The 16,579-nt window shown below is 72.8% G+C and carries 16 protein-coding genes; 14 read left to right on the forward strand and 2 right to left on the reverse strand.

All coding sequences use genetic code 11. The annotated features are described in order from the left end of the window. The first annotated feature begins 191 nt into the window (after positions 1-191). The 14 genes from ACIRRU_RS22720 (at position 192) to ACIRRU_RS22785 (ending at position 13,031) form a co-directional block, all read left to right on the forward strand. The gene (locus ACIRRU_RS22720; protein WP_403683339.1) at positions 192-1,049 is read left to right on the forward strand and encodes a SigB/SigF/SigG family RNA polymerase sigma factor; all 858 of its coding nucleotides are present in this window, start codon (positions 192-194) and stop codon (positions 1,047-1,049) included. Between the two features lie 226 nt (positions 1,050-1,275). After that, the gene (locus tag ACIRRU_RS22725) at positions 1,276-2,574 is read left to right on the forward strand and encodes a GAF domain-containing protein (protein ID WP_403683341.1); all 1,299 of its coding nucleotides are present in this window, start codon (positions 1,276-1,278) and stop codon (positions 2,572-2,574) included. A 50-nt stretch (positions 2,575-2,624) separates the two neighbouring features. Then, entirely contained in the window at positions 2,625-3,221 is a 597-nt protein-coding gene (locus ACIRRU_RS22730) for a GNAT family N-acetyltransferase (RefSeq protein ID WP_403683342.1), read from the forward strand. Positions 3,222-3,371: 150 nt separating this feature from the next. Beyond that, positions 3,372-3,455 (forward strand): putative leader peptide, encoded by an 84-nt coding sequence (locus ACIRRU_RS22735; protein WP_309500612.1) that lies wholly within the window; start codon positions 3,372-3,374, stop codon positions 3,453-3,455. Positions 3,456-3,570: 115 nt separating this feature from the next. Then, positions 3,571-5,268: a nitrite/sulfite reductase gene (locus ACIRRU_RS22740; RefSeq protein WP_403683344.1), complete on the forward strand. Its 1,698-nt coding sequence runs from the start codon at positions 3,571-3,573 to the stop codon at positions 5,266-5,268. After that, a complete protein-coding gene (locus tag ACIRRU_RS22745; protein ID WP_403683346.1) occupies positions 5,265-5,444 on the forward strand; it encodes a hypothetical protein in 180 nt (59 codons plus the stop codon). Before ACIRRU_RS22740 ends, ACIRRU_RS22745 begins: the two co-directional genes overlap by 4 nt. Beyond that, entirely contained in the window at positions 5,441-6,157 is a 717-nt protein-coding gene (locus tag ACIRRU_RS22750; protein WP_403683348.1) for a phosphoadenylyl-sulfate reductase, read from the forward strand. Before ACIRRU_RS22745 ends, ACIRRU_RS22750 begins: the two co-directional genes overlap by 4 nt. Further along, positions 6,157-6,726, forward strand: coding sequence for an adenylyl-sulfate kinase (gene cysC, locus ACIRRU_RS22755; RefSeq protein WP_403683350.1), 570 nt, complete (start codon positions 6,157-6,159; stop codon positions 6,724-6,726). Before ACIRRU_RS22750 ends, cysC begins: the two co-directional genes overlap by 1 nt. Next, positions 6,723-7,661: a sulfate adenylyltransferase subunit CysD gene (gene cysD, locus ACIRRU_RS22760; protein WP_403683352.1), complete on the forward strand. Its 939-nt coding sequence runs from the start codon at positions 6,723-6,725 to the stop codon at positions 7,659-7,661. Before cysC ends, cysD begins: the two co-directional genes overlap by 4 nt. 162 nt (positions 7,662-7,823) lie before the next feature. Beyond that, on the forward strand, positions 7,824-9,164 hold the full coding sequence (locus tag ACIRRU_RS22765; RefSeq protein ID WP_403683354.1) for a sulfate adenylyltransferase subunit 1: 1,341 nt from the start codon (positions 7,824-7,826) through the stop codon (positions 9,162-9,164). Positions 9,165-9,395: 231 nt separating this feature from the next. Beyond that, positions 9,396-10,511: an ABC transporter substrate-binding protein gene (locus tag ACIRRU_RS22770; protein WP_403683356.1), complete on the forward strand. Its 1,116-nt coding sequence runs from the start codon at positions 9,396-9,398 to the stop codon at positions 10,509-10,511. A 42-nt stretch (positions 10,512-10,553) separates the two neighbouring features. Beyond that, on the forward strand, positions 10,554-11,345 hold the full coding sequence (locus tag ACIRRU_RS22775) for an ABC transporter ATP-binding protein (protein ID WP_363201447.1): 792 nt from the start codon (positions 10,554-10,556) through the stop codon (positions 11,343-11,345). After that, positions 11,332-12,258 (forward strand): ABC transporter permease, encoded by a 927-nt coding sequence (locus ACIRRU_RS22780; protein WP_403683358.1) that lies wholly within the window; start codon positions 11,332-11,334, stop codon positions 12,256-12,258. The genes ACIRRU_RS22775 and ACIRRU_RS22780 overlap by 14 nt, the downstream gene beginning before the upstream one ends. Positions 12,259-12,266: 8 nt before the next feature. Further along, a complete protein-coding gene (locus ACIRRU_RS22785) occupies positions 12,267-13,031 on the forward strand; it encodes a sirohydrochlorin chelatase (protein WP_403683360.1) in 765 nt (254 codons plus the stop codon). 21 nt (positions 13,032-13,052) lie between these two features. On the opposite strand, the gene ACIRRU_RS22790 is transcribed toward ACIRRU_RS22785, so the two are convergent. Next, the gene (locus ACIRRU_RS22790; RefSeq protein ID WP_403683362.1) at positions 13,053-14,891 is read right to left on the reverse strand and encodes an ABC transporter ATP-binding protein; all 1,839 of its coding nucleotides are present in this window, start codon (positions 14,889-14,891) and stop codon (positions 13,053-13,055) included. Then, entirely contained in the window at positions 14,888-16,579 is a 1,692-nt protein-coding gene (locus ACIRRU_RS22795) for an ABC transporter ATP-binding protein (protein WP_403683363.1), read from the reverse strand. Before ACIRRU_RS22795 ends, ACIRRU_RS22790 begins: the two co-directional genes overlap by 4 nt.

Here is a 16,579-nt window from a genome sequence, read left to right on the forward strand (position 1 = left end):
GACGCTCCTGGTGGGCTTCCCCGGAATGTCTCCGGAGCGGCCACATCCCATCTGTGTGAATGTTTAATTAACGCTTTTCATATTTCCCTGGAAAGGCCCTTCCTATTTCACGAAGGGCGCCGTACCGGCTCTCCCTCCGAGCCCTGTAGGTTTACCGGGAAGATATTCGCGTCGCCGTACGGAGAAGTGCCATGAAGGCTCTCATCGGGACCTCGACAGCAGTTCCGCAAGCGGAAAATGATTTTCCAACCGGCCAGGAACGGCTTCCCTCCCCGCCGCAGGACTCCCGGGAGATCAGCCGCCTGCTCTTCGAACAGCTCGCCGAACTGGAGGAGGGCACAGCCGCATTCCAGTACGCCCGTAACACGCTGGTCGAGACATACATGAATCTGGTGAGGTTCGCGGCCAAGCGGTATCGCGCACAGCACCACGGGCAGTTCGAGGACATCCTGCAAGTCGGCACCATCGGTCTCATCAAGGCCATCGAACGCTTCGAGCTCTCCCGCGAGGTGGACTTCCCCGCCTTCGCCCTCCCCTACATCAGCGGGGAGATCAAACGCTTCTTCCGCGACACCACCTGGTCCGTCCAAGTGCCCAGGCGGCTCAAGGAGTTGCGGTCCTCGGTCCGGGCGGCGCACGAGGATCTGGAGGCGTACCTGGACCGCGCCCCCACCCGTTCGGAACTGGCCCTCCGTCTCGGCCTGCCCGAGGACGAGGTGGCGGAGGCGCAGATCGCGGCGAACGGTCACACGGCGGGCTCCCTGGACACTCCCCTGGGCGGAAGCGGCTCCGGCACCGGGGGGACGACGCTGAGCTGGGCCGAGATGCTCGGGGACCAGGACCGCAGATTGCAGCACGTGGAGAACCTGCACGCGCTGACGCCTCTGCTGGCCGCGCTCGACGACCGCCAGCGCACCGTCCTGCGGCTGCGCTACGGCCAGGAGCTGACGCAGGCGGAGATCGGCGCGCACCTCGGCGTCTCGCAGATGCACGTCTCCCGCATCCTCAAGAACACCCTGGCGCAACTGCGGGCCGGGATGCTCAGCTGACCCGCGCGGTTCCCGCCGGAGGCGACAGAGGGTGGTGCCGCGCCGACACGGCACCACCCTCCACGCTTCTGCACCACCGCCCGGCCGGAACAGGCCCGGCCCACGGTGTACCCCCAACTCTCGTACGGTCGCGCGGCGCGACACCAGAGTTGCAAAGGGTTGCAACCATTGTGTGAACTGCCGTTGTGTGGACGGGGTGGGAAGCGTTCGGGGAGAACGGGGGACCATGACCGAGACAGGTTCTGCCGGGGTGGTGCGGGTGTCCGGCGAGGGGTCCGGCCGGGGGGCGGCACGGCTGCTCCACCGGGCCCGGGAGGCCCGGCTCTCGGGTGAGCGCGGCGGCGTCGCACCCCGCGCGGAGATCGAAGCCTCCTGGGACCGCGCGGTGCGTAGCGGCATCGATCCGGAGCAGTCCCCGGGGAGCGGACTGCTGGAGGCGGACGAGATCGAGCACCGGCGGCGCGGTTCGGCGCTCGGTGAGCTGATGCCGCTGCTGCGGTCGGGGCTCGCCTCGATCGCGGACGCCGCGCAGCAGATCATGGTGGTCAGCGACACCGAGGGCCGGGTGCTGTGGCGGCAGGGCAACCCCGGGGTGCTGCGCCGGGCGCACGACATCTGCCTGGAGGAGGGCGCCGCCTGGGCGGAGGCGGCGACCGGGACGAACGCGATAGGGACGGCGCTGGCGGCCCGGGTCCCCGTCCAGGTGCACGCGGCCGAGCACTTCATCCGGGCGCTGCACAGCTGGACCTGCGCGGCGGCCCCGGTCCGCGATCCGCGCGACGGGCAGCTGATCGGGATCGTGGACATCAGCGGCCCGGCGGCCACGTTCCACCCGGCGACGCTGGCCCTGGTCGACTCGGTGGCGCGGCTCGCCGAGGCCGAGCTGCGCACCCGGCACCTGGTGGAGATCGAGCGGCTGCGGGCGGTGGCCGCGCCGATCCTGTGCCGGATCAGCGGGCGGGCGCTGGCGGTGGACACCCACGGGCGGCTGGCGGCGGTGACCGGGATGCCTCCGGTGGACCGGCTGCCGCTGCCGAAGTCGTTGCGGGCGGGCCGGGTGTGGTTCCCCTCGCTCGGGATGTGCCGGGTGGAGCCGCTGCCGGGGGGCTGGCTCGTACAGGTGGACGAGAGCGGCGGGACGGAGGGGCCGCCGCGCCGGGTGGTGCTGGACCTGAGCAGGCCCCGGGCGCTGGCGGTGCATCTGACCGGTCCGCTGGGCAGCAGCACCCAGCGGCTATCGCCGCGCCACGCCGAGCTGCTGTACGCGCTGTTCGTGCACCGGGAGGGGCGGACGGCGTCCGAGCTGGCGCGGGACATCTTCGGGGACGCGACCAGGACGGTGACGGTCCGGGCCGAGATATCCCGGCTGCGGCGGCATCTGGCGGAGGTGCTGGCGCACCGCCCGTACCGCTTCGGGGACGGTGTGCGGGTGGAGGTGGTCCGTCCCGAGCACCCGGGCGATCTGCTGCCGCACTCCACGGCGCCGGTGGTGACGGGGGCGCGGGGGAGGCCGGGGAGCGGCTGAGGCGGGGGCCGCCGGGCGGACGGGCGCGCAGGCGTGGTTCGCTGGCCGTCATGAGCGACGTCCCGCAGGCCACAGCGCCGACCACCGAGGTGACCACCTGGTCCCTGGAGCAGACCTCCGCTACCGATCTGCGGCCCGCGGCCGTACCGGAGGGCGATGTGCGGATCGTCCGGTCCGAGGTGCCGCTGCCGGAGTTCAGCCGCTTCCTGTACGCGGCCGTGGGCGGTGACATCCGGTGGACGGACCGGCTGGGGATGACCTACGCGCAGTGGCGGGAGTTTCTGGAGCGGCCCGGGACGGAGACCTGGGTGGCGTACGTGAACGGGACGCCGGCCGGGTACGTCGAGCTGGAGGCGCAAGACGGGGGCGCGGTCGAGATCCTCTACTTCGGTCTGGTCCCGGCCTTCCGGGGGCGGCGGATCGGCGGTCACCTCCTGTCGTACGGGACGGCGCGCGCCTGGGACCTGGCGGAGCGGTGGCCGCAGCGGCCCCGGACGGAGCGGGTGTGGCTGCACACCTGTTCCAAGGACGGGCCGTACGCGATGGACAACTACCTGCGGCGCGGCTTCCGGCTCTTCGACACGAGGACCGAGGTGGAACCGGTCTTGGCGACTCCGGGCCCGTGGCCGGGGGCGTACGGCCCCTGAGCCGCTCCCATGGCGTCCTGCGGCGCCGGGGAACCGGCCCCCGGGGCGCGCTCTGTGACCGGAACCACAGTTTCCCACGATGCGAGACCAACGCGTCCACATAATGGATAGTGGTGGACTGCCCCGAAGTGCGCGTGACACGCTTCCGTCATGTCCGGAACTGGAATCGCCTTGGTGAGTCGACGTCACGTCGACCTCGGCCGCATGTCCAGCGCCATCTGTCCGGCGGGCTGACAGCACCAGCACCGCCGCGTTCACCTCTCCTCTGAACCGCCCCGCGCACCGCCGCGCCTCAGCGCGAGTGCGCCGCTCAGAGCCGCCCTCCCGCAGTCCCGAAGGACGTATCGCCATGGCCGCAACCCCGCATCAGCCTGCGACCGCCACGCCCCGCCGCAAGGCCGGACGACACCGTGGCGAGGGTCAGTGGGCCGTGGGCCACCACACGCCGCTGAACGGGAACGAGCAGTTCAAGAAGGACGACGACGGTCTCAACGTACGGACACGTATTGAGACGATCTACTCCAAGCGCGGCTTCGACTCCATCGACCCGAACGACCTGCGCGGCCGTATGCGCTGGTGGGGGCTGTACACCCAGCGCAAGCCCGGCATCGACGGCGGCAAGACGGCCGTACTGGAGCCGGAGGAGCTGGACGACAAGTACTTCATGCTGCGCGTCCGGATCGACGGCGGCCGGCTGACCACCCAGCAGCTGCGGGTGATCGGGGAGGTCTCCCAGGAGTTCGCGCGCGGCACCGCCGACCTCACCGACCGGCAGAACGTGCAGTACCACTGGATCCGGATCGAGGACGTGCCGGAGATCTGGCGGCGGCTGGAAGGGGTGGGCCTCTCCACCACCGAGGCCTGCGGTGACACGCCCCGCGTGATCCTCGGCTCCCCCGTCGCGGGCATCGCCGAGAACGAGATCATCGACGGCACCCCCGCGATCGAGGAGATCCAGCGCCGGTTCATCGGCAACCCCGACTTCTCCAACCTCCCCCGCAAGTTCAAGTCCGCCGTCTCCGGCTCCCCGCAGCTGGACGTGGCGCACGAGATCAACGACATCGCGTTCGTCGGCGTGAACCACCCCGAGCACGGCCCCGGCTTCGACCTCTGGGTCGGCGGCGGTCTCTCCACCAACCCCAAGCTCGGGGTGCGGCTCGGCGCCTGGGTGCCGCTGGACGAGGTGGCCGACGTCTACGGCGGGGTCATCGGGATCTTCCGCGACTACGGCTACCGGCGGCTGCGCACCCGGGCCCGGCTGAAGTTCCTGGTCGCGGACTGGGGCGCGGAGAAGTTCCGCCAGGTCCTGGAGGACGAGTACCTGAAGCGCACGCTGGTCGACGGCCCCGTGCCCGAGCAGCCCGCCCAGACCTGGCGCGACCACCTCGGAGTCCACCGGCAGAAGGACGGCCGCTTCTACGTCGGCTTCGCCGCGCGGGTGGGCCGGGTCGACGGGACGACGCTCAGCAAGATCGCCGACCTCGCGGACCAGCACGGCTCGGGCCGGGTGCGGACCACCGCCGAGCAGAAGATGATCGTGCTGGACGTGGCCGAGGAGCAGGTGGAGTCGCTGGTCGCCGGATTGGAGGCGCTCGACCTGCGGGTCACGCCCTCTCCGTTCCGGCGGGGCACGATGGCCTGCACCGGCATCGAGTTCTGCAAGCTGGCGATCGTCGAGACCAAGGCGCGCGGCGCCTCCCTCATCGACGAACTGGAGCGCCGCATCCCGGAGTTCGACCACCCGATCACCATCAACATCAACGGCTGCCCCAACGCCTGCGCCCGCATCCAGGTCGCGGACATCGGTCTCAAGGGCCAGTTGATGCTGGACGAGAACGGCGAGCAGGTCGAGGGCTACCAGGTGCACCTGGGGGGTGCGCTCGGGCTGGAGGCCGGGTTCGGCCGCAAGGTCCGCGGTCTGAAGGTGACATCGGCCGAACTGCCGGACTACGTCGAGCGGGTGCTCGGCCGGTTCCAGGAGGAGCGCGAGGACGGCGAGCGCTTCGCGACCTGGGCGGCGCGCGCCAGTGCGGAGTCCCTGTCATGAGCGAGCGAGCCGCCCCGTTCTACTGCCCGTACTGCGGCGACGAGGACCTGCGCCCCAACGAGACCGGTCACGGCGCCTGGGAATGCGCCTCCTGCAACCGCGCCTTCCAGCTGAAGTTCCTGGGCCTGCTGACCCGAAGCGTTCAGCGCGACAGCGGTGGAGGGGACCGGATATGACGGACACTCTGATCAACGGTGAGCTGCACGACCAGGAGCTCCGGGAACTCGCCGAGCGGGCGGGCCGGGAGCTGGAGGACGCCTCCGCGCAGGACATCCTGACGTGGGCGGCCCAGACCTTCGGACCTCGCTTCTGCGTCACCTCCTCGATGGAGGACGCCGTCGTCGCGCACCTGGCCTCGCGGGTGCTGCCGGGCGTCGACGTGGTCTTCCTGGACACCGGTTACCACTTCCCCGAGACCCTCGGCACCAGGGACGCGGTGGACGCGGTGATGGACGTCAACGTCATCACGATCACCCCGCGCCGGAGTGTGGCCGAGCAGGACGCGGAGTACGGCGCGAAGCTGCACGACCGCGACCCCGACCTGTGCTGCGCGCTGCGCAAGGTCAAGCCGCTGGAGGACGGCCTGCGCGCGTACGCCGCGTGGGCGACCGGGCTGCGCCGGGACGAGTCCCCCACCCGGGCGGACACCCCGGTCGTCGGGTGGGACGCCAGGCGCCGCAAGGTGAAGGTCTCCCCCATCGCCCGCTGGACCCAGGACGACGTGGACGCCTACGTCGCCGAGCACGGGGTCCTCACCAACCCGCTGCTGATGGACGGTTACGCCTCCGTGGGCTGCGCGCCGTGCACCCGCCGGGTGCTGGAGGGCGAGGACGCGCGGGCCGGCCGCTGGGCCGGGCGGGGCAAGACCGAGTGCGGGCTGCACGGCTGATGACGACTGATCAGGAGACCTCGATGAGCGTGACGGAGACGGGAGCCACGGTCTGGCTGACCGGTCTGCCGAGCGCGGGCAAGACCACCATCGCCTACGAGCTGGCGGGCCGGCTGCGGACCGAGGGCCACCGGGTGGAGGTGCTCGACGGCGACGAGATCCGCGAGTTCCTCTCCGCGGGCCTCGGCTTCTCCCGCGAGGACCGCCACACCAACGTGGCCCGCATCGGCTTCGTCGCCGAACTCCTCGCGGCCAACGGCGTGAAGGTGCTGGTCCCCGTCATCGCCCCGTTCGCCGACAGCCGCGAGGCAGTCCGCAAGCGGCACGCCGCCGAGTCCACCACCTACCTGGAGGTGCACGTCGCGACGCCCGTCGAGGTGTGCTCCGTACGCGATGTGAAGGGGCTGTACGCCCGGCAGGCGGCGGGCGAGATCAGCGGGCTGACCGGGGTCGACGACCCCTACGAGGCGCCCGAATCGCCCGATCTGCGCATCGAGTCGCACCAGCAGACCGTGCAGGAGTCAGCGGCGGCGCTCCACGCGCTGCTCACCGAGAGGGGCCTGGCGTGAGTGCCGTCACCACCACCGTGTCCGAGGACACCGCGCACCCGTACGCGCTCAGCCACCTGGACTCCCTGGAGTCCGAGGCGGTCCACATCTTCCGTGAGGTGGCGGGTGAGTTCGAGCGGCCGGTGATCCTGTTCTCCGGCGGCAAGGACTCCATCGTGATGCTGCACCTGGCGCTGAAGGCGTTCGCGCCCGCGCCGGTGCCGTTCGCGCTGCTGCACGTGGACACCGGGCACAACTTCCCCGAGGTCCTGGACTACCGCGACCGCACCGTCGGCAGGCACGGGCTGCGGCTGCACGTCGCCTCCGTCCAGGAGTACATCGACGCCGGGAAGCTCCGCGAGCGCCCCGACGGCACCCGCAACCCGCTCCAGACCGTCCCGCTCACCGAGGCCATCCAGCGACACCGCTTCGACGCCGTCTTCGGAGGGGGGCGGCGCGACGAGGAGAAGGCGCGCGCCAAGGAGCGGGTGTTCTCGCTGCGCGACGAGTTCTCCCAGTGGGACCCGCGCCGCCAGCGGCCCGAGCTGTGGCAGCTGTACAACGGGCGGCACGCACCCGGTGAGCACGTACGGGTCTTCCCGATCTCCAACTGGACCGAGCTGGACGTCTGGCAGTACATCGAGCGTGAGGGGATCGAGCTGCCGGAGATCTACTTCGCCCATGAGCGCGAGGTGTTCAACCGCAACGGCATGTGGCTGACGGCCGGTCACTGGGGCGGCCCCAAGGAGCACGAGCCCACCGAGACCCGGCTGGTGCGCTACCGCACGGTCGGTGACATGTCCTGCACCGGCGCCGTCGACTCCGACGCCACCACGCTGGACGCCGTGATCACCGAGATCGCCGCCTCCCGGCTCACCGAGCGGGGCGCGACCCGCGCGGACGACAAGATGTCCGAGGCCGCGATGGAGGACCGCAAGCGCGAGGGGTACTTCTGAGGGCCTCTCGTGTGGACCAGGCCGGGCTCGCGTCCCCTGGTGCCGCACCTCCGCCGCGTTGTCGTCACTCACCACGGCTCCGCCATGAGTCCCCCTCCGCCTTGCGATGCACGGCACCGGACCCCGCTCCCTGATCCGGCCTGATCCACACGAGAGGCCCCCATGACCACACCCGCCCTGTCGGCCGAGCAGCTGTCGGCCACCACCCTGCTGCGCTTCGCCACCGCCGGGTCCGTCGACGACGGCAAGTCCACCCTCGTGGGACGTCTGCTGCACGACTCCAAGTCGGTCCTCACCGACCAGCTGGAGGCCGTCGAGCAGGTGTCCCTCAGCCGTGGCCAGGAGGCACCGGACCTGGCGCTGCTCACCGACGGGCTGCGCGCCGAGCGCGAGCAGGGCATCACCATCGACGTCGCCTACCGCTACTTCGCCACCGCCCGGCGCCGCTTCATCCTCGCGGACACGCCGGGGCACGTGCAGTACACCCGGAACATGGTGACCGGGGCCTCCACCGCCGAGCTGGCCGTGGTGCTGGTCGACGCGCGCAACGGGGTCGTCGAGCAGACCCGCCGGCACGCCGCCGTCGCCGCGCTGCTGCGGGTGCCCCATGTGGTGCTGGCCGTCAACAAGATGGACCTGGTGGACTACGCGGAGCCCGTGTTCGCCGCCATCGCCGAGGAGTTCACCGCGTACGCCGCGTCCCTGGGCGTCCCGGAGATCACCGCCGTCCCGATCTCGGCCCTGGCCGGGGACAACGTGGTGGAGCCGTCCGCGCACATGGACTGGTACGGCGGGCCGACCGTCCTGGAGCACCTGGAGACGGTCCCGGTCAGCCACGACCTCACCGCCTGCCACGCGCGTTTCCCCGTGCAGTACGTGATCCGCCCGCAGAGCGCCGAGCACCCCGACTACCGGGGGTACGCCGGTCAGATCGCCGCCGGGGTGTTCCGGGTCGGCGACGCCGTCTCCGTGCTCCCCTCGGGGCGCGGGACCACGATCACCGGCATCGACGCGCTCGGGGAGAGTGTCGGCGTCGCCTGGGCCCCGCAGTCGGTGACGCTGCGGCTGGCCGACGACATCGACATCTCGCGCGGCGACCTCATCGCCCCCGCCGACGACGCCCCGGCCACCACCCAGGACGTCGAGGCGACCGTCTGCCATGTGGCCGACCAGCCGCTCTCGGTGGGCCAGCGGGTGCTGCTCAAGCACACCACCCGCACGGTCAAGGCCATCGTCAGGGACATCCCGTCCCGGCTGACCCTGGACGACCTCTCCCAGCACCCGGCCCCCGGGCAGCTGGTCGCCAACGACATCGGGCGGGTCGTCGTACGGACCGCCGAACCGCTCGCGCTCGACGCGTACGCCGACTCCCGGCGCACCGGATCGTTCCTGCTGATCGATCCGGCGGACGGGACGACGCTGAGCGCCGGGATGGCGGGCGCCGCGTTCGCCGCCGCCCCGGAGCCGGTCGTGGGCGACGACGACGCCGAGTGGGACTTCTGATGAGCGGCGACTTCTACTCGACCTTCGCCAAGGAGGGCGGCCGGGTCGGCAGCGGCGCCCTCGGGAGCGGCCAGGGCGGGGTCGGGCGATGTGCGCGATGACGTACGCGCACCGCTCGCGCGCCCTGGACCCCCCGCACCCGTACCGCCGAAGACCTGCCGACCTCCCGGCCACGCCCCCCTGAACAGACAGCGGGACGTGCGCACCGGGCCTACGAGAGGAAAGCCTCCCGTGCCTGCCCCCCGTTCCACCGTCCGCCGCGGCCTCGTCGCCGTCGCCGCCCTGCCCCTGCTCGCCCTGACCGCCACCGCCTGCGGCTACGGCTCCGAGAGCACGGACGACGGCGGGAAGAAGGCGAACGTCTCCGCCGGAGGGAAGAAGCTCTCCACGGACACCGTGAAGATCGGCTACTTCCCGAACCTCACGCACGCCACCGCCCTGGTCGGCATCCAGGAAGGCACCATCCAGAAGGAGCTGGGCGGCACGAAGGTCCGGTCCACGACCTTCAACGCGGGTCCCTCCGAGATCGAGGCGCTGAACGCCGGGTCCATCGACATCGGCTTCATCGGCCCCTCCCCCGCCATCAACGCCTACGTCAAGTCGCAGGGCAAGGGGCTGCGGATCGTGGCGGGTTCGGCCTCGGGCGGGGTGAAGCTGGTCGTCAACCCGGAGAAGATCAAGACCCTGGACGACCTCAAGGGCAAGAAGATCGCGACCCCGCAGATCGGCAACACCCAGGACGTGGCCTTCCTCAACTGGATCTCCGAGAAGGGCTGGAAGGTCGACCCGCAGAGCGGCAAGGGCGACGTCTCCGTGGTCCGCTCGGACAACAAGGTGACACCCGACGCCTACAAGTCCGGTTCGCTGGACGGGGCGTGGGTCCCCGAGCCGACCGCCTCCAAGCTGGTCTCCGAGGGCGCGAAGGTGCTCCTGGACGAGAAGGACCTGTGGCCGGACAAGAAGTTCGTGATCACCCACATCATCGTGTCGCAGAAGTTCCTCGACGCGCACCCCGACGTCGTCGAGGCGGTGGTCCGCGGGTCGGTGTCCACCAACAAGTGGATCAAGGACAACCCCGAGGAGGCGAAGGCCTCCGCCAACAAGGCGCTGGAGAAGCTCAGCGGCAAGCCGCTGCCCCAGGAGATCCTCGACCCGGCGTGGGAGTCCATCGAGATCACCGACGACCCGCTGGCGGAGACCCTCAGGACGCAGGCGGGCTACTCGGTGAAGGCCGGTCTGCTGGAGGACCCGAAGCTGGAGGGCATCTACGACCTGGGGCCGCTGAACAAGATCCTCAAGGCCGAGGGCCGTCCCGAGGTCGCCGACGCCGGTCTCGGCGTCCAGTAGTCCACCCGTAACGGACCCAAGGATCCCCAGGAGGTGACGGTCATGGCGACCACCACGCTCACCCAGGCCGAGGACAGCACGGCGGTCGAGCACGCCGCACGTCTCGCGCACGTCTCGAAGTCCTTCGCCGGGCCCACCGGGCCCCAGCTCGTGCTGGACGACATCACCCTCGATGTCGCCCCGGGCGAGTTCGTCACCCTCCTGGGAGCCTCCGGGTGCGGCAAGTCGACGCTGCTCAACCTGGTGGCCGGACTGGACCGCCCGTCCGCGGGGTCGATCGAGACCCCCGGCGGGCGGCCCGCCCTGATGTTCCAGGAGCACGCCCTCTTCCCGTGGCTGACCGCGGGGAAGAACGTCGAACTGGCCCTGCGGCTGCGCGGGGTGGCCAAGTCCGAACGCCGGCCCGAGGCGGAGCGGCTGCTCGAACTCGTCCGGCTCGGCGGCGCGTACGGCAAGCGGGTGCACGAACTCTCCGGCGGTATGCGCCAGCGGGTGGCGATGGCCCGCGCGCTCGCCCAGGACAGCCAACTGCTGCTGATGGACGAGCCGTTCGCGGCGCTCGACGCCATCACCCGTGATGTGCTGCACGACGAGCTGACCCGGATCTGGCGGGAGACGAACGCCTCGGTCCTCTTCGTCACCCACAACGTCCGCGAGGCGGTACGGCTCGCGCAGCGCGTCGTGCTGCTGTCGTCCCGGCCGGGACGGATCGCCCGTGAGTGGACGGTCGACATCGAGCAGCCGCGCCGGATCGAGGACACGGCGGTGGCGGAGCTGTCCGTCGAGATCACCGAAGAACTGCGTGGGGAGATCCGCCGCCATGGCCAGCACTGACACCACGTCCGACCGGAAGCGGCCGGACGGCCCGGCCGGCGCCCCGGGCGCGAAGCCCGACGACCTGGCCGGCCTGGAGGCGGGGCTCGACGCCCTGGACGCGGTGCAGGTCCGCCGCACCCCGGTCGGCGAGGTCCTGCGGAACAAGGTGCTCCCGCCGGTGGTGGCGGTGGCCCTGGTCCTGATCGTCTGGGAGCTGCTGGTCCGCGCACAGGTCACCGAGGTCTACAAGCTGCCGCCGCCGTCCGCGGTGTGGGACAGCGCCCGGGAGATGTGGCTGAGGGGGACGCTCCTGGAGGTCATCTGGACCAGCGTCTCGCGCGGCCTGTTCGGCTTCCTCCTGGCGGTGGCGATCGGTACGCCGCTGGGGCTGCTGGTCGCCCGGGTGAAGCTGGTCCGGGCGGCGATCGGCCCGATCCTGGCCGGGCTCCAGTCGCTGCCCTCCGTGGCGTGGGTGGCCCCGGCGGTGATCTGGCTCGGGCTGAACGACCAGATGATGTACGCGGTGATCCTGCTGGGCGCGGTACCCTCGATCGCCAACGGGCTGGTCTCCGGCGTCGACCAGGTGCCGCCGCTGTTCCTGCGGGCGGGCCGCACGCTGGGGGCGACCGGGATACGCGGGACGGTCCACATCGTCCTCCCGGCCGCGCTGCCCGGCTATCTGGCGGGCCTCAAGCAGGGCTGGGCGTTCTCCTGGCGCTCGCTGATGGCCGCCGAGATCATCGCCTCCTCACCCGAACTGGGTCTGGGGCTCGGCCAGTTGCTGGAGAACGGGCGCAGCAACTTCGACATGCCCGGGGTCTTCCTCTCCATCCTGCTCATCCTGTTCGTCGGCATCGCGATCGACCTGCTGATCTTCAGTCCGCTGGAGCGGTGGGTGCTGCGCAGCCGCGGTCTCCTCGTCAAGAACTGAGCTGTCCCATGGCACATCCCGTCCTTCTCGTCATCGCCCACGGCAGCCGCGACCCGCGCCATGCCGCGACCGTGCACGCGCTCACCGAGCGGGTCCGGGCCGCACGGCCGGGGCTCCGGGTGGAGACGGGGTTCCTGGAGTTCAACGCCCCGTCCGTCCCGCGGGTGCTGGAGCGGCTGGCCGCGGAGGGGGTGGGCGAGGTCGTCGCCCTCCCGCTGCTGCTCACCCGGGCGTTCCACGCCAAGACGGACATCCCCTCGGTGCTGCGCGAGGCCCGCGCCCGGCTGCCCCGCCCGCACATCCGCCAGGCCGACGTCCTCGGCCCGTCCCCGCTGCTCGACGCCACCTTGGAGCGGCGGCTGCGCGAGGCCGGGGCGCGCTCCGGCGACCTGCCCCGGACGGGGCTGGTGCTGGCCTCGGCGGGGTCCACGGACCCGGAGGCGATCGCGGTGATCGCTGACATGGCGCGGGAGCTGCGGCACACCGGTTGGTGCGCCGTGCGGCCCGCGGTCGCCTCCGCCGTACGTCCCGGCGGCTTCCCCTCGACCGAGGACGCGGTACGGGCCCTGCGCGCCGAGGGTGTCGAGCGGATCGCGGTGGCCCCGTACGTCATCGCCCCCGGCCGCCTGCCCGACCGCATCGCGGCGGGCGCCGAGGCGGCGGGCGCGGACGTCCTGGCCGGTGTCCTGGGCCCCGCCCCGGAGCTGGCCCGGCTGCTGTTGCGGCGGTACGACGAGGCGCGGGCGCCGGTGGGGGCGTCGCTGTCGGCGTGAGCCCGCCCGGCCCGCGGCCGGTCAGGCGTGCGGGGCCGTGCGGCTGCCGGACCAGGCGCGCCACAGCGCCGCGTAGGGCCCGCCCGCGTCCCGCAGTTTCTCGTGCGGTCCGCTCTCGACGACCCGGCCCGCCTCCAGCACGACGATCCGGTCGGCGGCGACGGCCTGGGTGAGGCGGTGGGCGACGACCAGGGCGGTACGGCCGGACAGGGCGGCCCCGGCGGAACGTTCCAGCACCCGGGCGCCCGCGCTGCCCGCCTCCGCGGTGGCCTCGTCGAGGACGGCGAGGGCGGGGTCGGCCAGGACGAGCCGGGCGAGGGCCAGTTGCTGGGCGCGGGCGGGGTCGAGGCGGTGGCCGCCCTCGCCGACGACGGTGGCCAGTCCCTCGGGCAGCGCCTCGGCCCAGTCCAGGGCGTGCACGGTGGCCAGGGCCGTGCGCAGGTCGGCGTCGGTGGCATCGGGGCGGGCGAGCCGGAGGTCCTCGGCGAGGGTGCCGGTGAAGACGTGGACCTCCTGGGTGACCAGGACGACGGACGACGCTCCGGCGGGTGCGGTGACCGCGCCGGTGGTGGGCCGCTGGACGCCCGCGACGATCCGGGCGAGCGTGGACTTCCCGGCCCCGCTGGTGCCGACCAGGGCCACGTGTTCGCCGGGCTCCAGGGTGAGGGAGACGTCGTGCAGGACGGGCCGCCCCGGTCCGTAGGCGTGCCCGATCCCGCTGACGGTGACGGCGCCCGCCCCGGGGCCGGTGCGCTGGTGCGGTACGGCGGCGGGCGCGGCGGCCTCGTGGCGGTCGGCGGCTTGGTGGCGGTCGTCAGCCTCGTGGGGGTCGGCGGCTTCGTGGAGGTCGGTGACGCCGACCAGGCGGGCGAGTCCGGCGGCCGCGGACTGGGCGTCGTCCAGCAGCACCAGGGCGGCGTTGACCGGACCGAACAGGCTGTGGAAGTAGAGCGCCGCGGCGGTGGCCGTGCCGATCGACACCGCCCCGTCGCGCACCAGCAGGAAGCCGGTGACCAGGACGGCGGCCAGTCCGATGTACTCGGCGATGTGGAGGCGGCCGTAGAAGCCCAGCACCAGGTTGACGCTGCGCATGGTCAGCCCGACGGCCGCGCGGGAGCGGCTCGCGGCCCGCTCGGTGTGCTGCTCGCCCAGCAGATGGCCGCGCACGGTCACGGCTCCGCCGATGGTCTCCAGGAGCTGTTGCTGCTGGGCCCCGTTGGCGACCCGCTGGTCCGCGTAGAGGGTCAGGGCGCGGCGTACGTACCAGCGCGCGGTGAGCAGCTGGACCGGGACGGCGAGGAGCGCGGCGAGCAGGAACCGTACGTCCAGCAGGGCGAGCGCGCCGAGGGTGAGGACGATGGCGAGGAGCGAGCGGGCCATCTCGGGCAGCGCGGAGCGCACGGCCTCCGCGACCCGGGCGACGTCCCCGGTGACACGGGCGGTGAGGTCTCCGGCCCCGGCCCGCTCCAGCCGGTCGGCGGGGAGGTTCAGGGCGCGCTCGACGAACCGCTCGCGCAGCCGGGCCAGGACGCTCTCGCCGAGCCGGGCGATCCGGGTCAGCCCGACCGTGGTGGTGAGGCCCTGCACGGCGGCGACCGCGACGAGCAGGACGACGGGCAGGGTCAGGTCCCCGGCGGGGCGGCCGTCGGCGACGGTGTCCACGATCCGGCCCAGCAGCGGCTGGACCAGGAGGCCGACGGCGGTGGCCGCGACCAGGACGCCGATCCCGGTGAGGGCGAGGCCCCGGTCGGGCCGGATCAGCGCGCGCAAAGCGGCCCGGGTGCGGGCGGGCGTGGCGGTGGGCAGCAGCTCCCTGCCGTCGTCGCGGGCCGAGCCCGGTGTGCCGGATGCCGTGGTCATGTGAGCACCGCCGAGCGGTAGACGGGATGGTCGCGTACGAGGTCCTCGTGCGGGGCCTCGGCGGTGATCGTGCCGCCGTCGACGAGGACGACCCGGTCGGCGGCGGCGAGCAGCGCCGGGCTGCTGGTGACCAGGACGGTGGTGCGGCCGGTGCGGGCGCGCCGGATGCCCGCGGCGATCCGGGCCTCGGTGGCGGCGTCGACCGCGGTCGTCGGGTCGTGGACGACGAGGACGGAGCGGTCGGCGGCGAGCGCGCGGGCCAGGGCCACGCGCTGGCGCTGGCCGCCGGAGAGCGAGCTGCCGCGCTCGCCGATCCGGCCGTCGGCGCCGCCGGGCAGGGTGGCGGCGACCTCGTCGACGGCGGCGGCCTCCATCGCGGGGCGCGGGTCGGTCCCGGCGGGCGCGGCGGCGGTGACGTTCTCCCGGAGGGTGCCCTCGAAGAGCTGGGCGTCGTGCTCGGCGACGAGCAGCGCCGAGCGCAGGGCGGCGGGGGCCAGGTCGATGAGCGGGACGCCGTCGAGTTCGACGCTGCCGTTCTCCGGGTCGCAGCGGCGGGCCAGGCAGCGCAGCAGGGTGGCGGCGTCGGCCGGGTCGGTGACGACGATGCCGAGGTGTTCGCCGGGGCGCACGGTCAGGTCGAGGGCGTCGAGCCCGGCGTGGCCGAGGCCGCGCAGACGCAGCTCGCCCGGGGCGGGGGCGGCCGGGGCGGCGGTGCCGCCGGTGGTCTCGCCGGGGGCGGCGAGCACGTCCGCGAGGCGGGCGGCGGAGGCGCGGGCCTTGGCCAGGTCCGCGCCGACCCAGGCCAGCACGCTGATCGGCCCGGGGAGGAAGAGGGCGAGGCCCACCGCGGAGACGAGGGCGCCGAGGCCGATGGAGTCGCTGAGGACCAGGCGGCCGCCGACGAGGGCGACGAGCGCGATGAACCCACCGGTCAGCGCGAGCATCAGGCCGGTCTGGAGGGCGGCGGCGCGGGCGGCGCGCACATTGGCCTCGCGGGAGGCCTGGCTGGTGGCGCGGTAGCGGTCGACGGCGGCGCGCTCGGCCCGTAGTCCCTTGAGCACGCGGACCCCGGCGACCAGGTCGGCGGCGACCCCGGAGGCGTGGGCGGCCTGTTCCTGCTCGGCCTCGCTGCGGTGTTCCAGGGGGCGGGCCAGGAAGTGGCCGAGCGCCATCAGGACCGGGGCGCCGACCAGGACGAGGAGCCCGAGGGGCAGGGAGGCGCGGAGCAGGAGCACCGCGCCCGCGACGACGCCCACGACGGCGGCGATGCCGAGGGTCAGCGCCATGGTGGCGGCGCCGACGCGGCGGGCGTCCTCGGTGGCCACGTTCACCAGGGCCCCGGGCGGACGCCCCGCTTCCGCTCCCCCGTGCGGGGCGAGCACCCGGCGTACGACGTCCAGGCGCAACTGGTGCGCGGCCTGTTCGGCGGCGCGCTCCCCGGCCCGTGCGCCGAAGCGGAAGCCGTAGGAGAGCATGGCGTAGACGACGGCGAGGATCACCAGCCACCCGGCGAGCGCTCCCCCGTCGGGGCGGACCACCGCGCGGTCGACGATCATCCCGATGAGGACGGGGACGAGCGCCTCGCCGATCTGGTGACCGGCGCCGAGCACCGATCCGATGACGACGTCGCGGCGCTGCCCCGCTACGGCACGGCGGATCACGCCGCGCCCGGCCCTGTCAGCCCCCAC

The organism is Streptomyces sp. NPDC101181, assembly GCF_044767975.1.
Classification (GTDB): Bacteria; Actinomycetota; Actinomycetes; order Streptomycetales; family Streptomycetaceae; genus Streptomyces.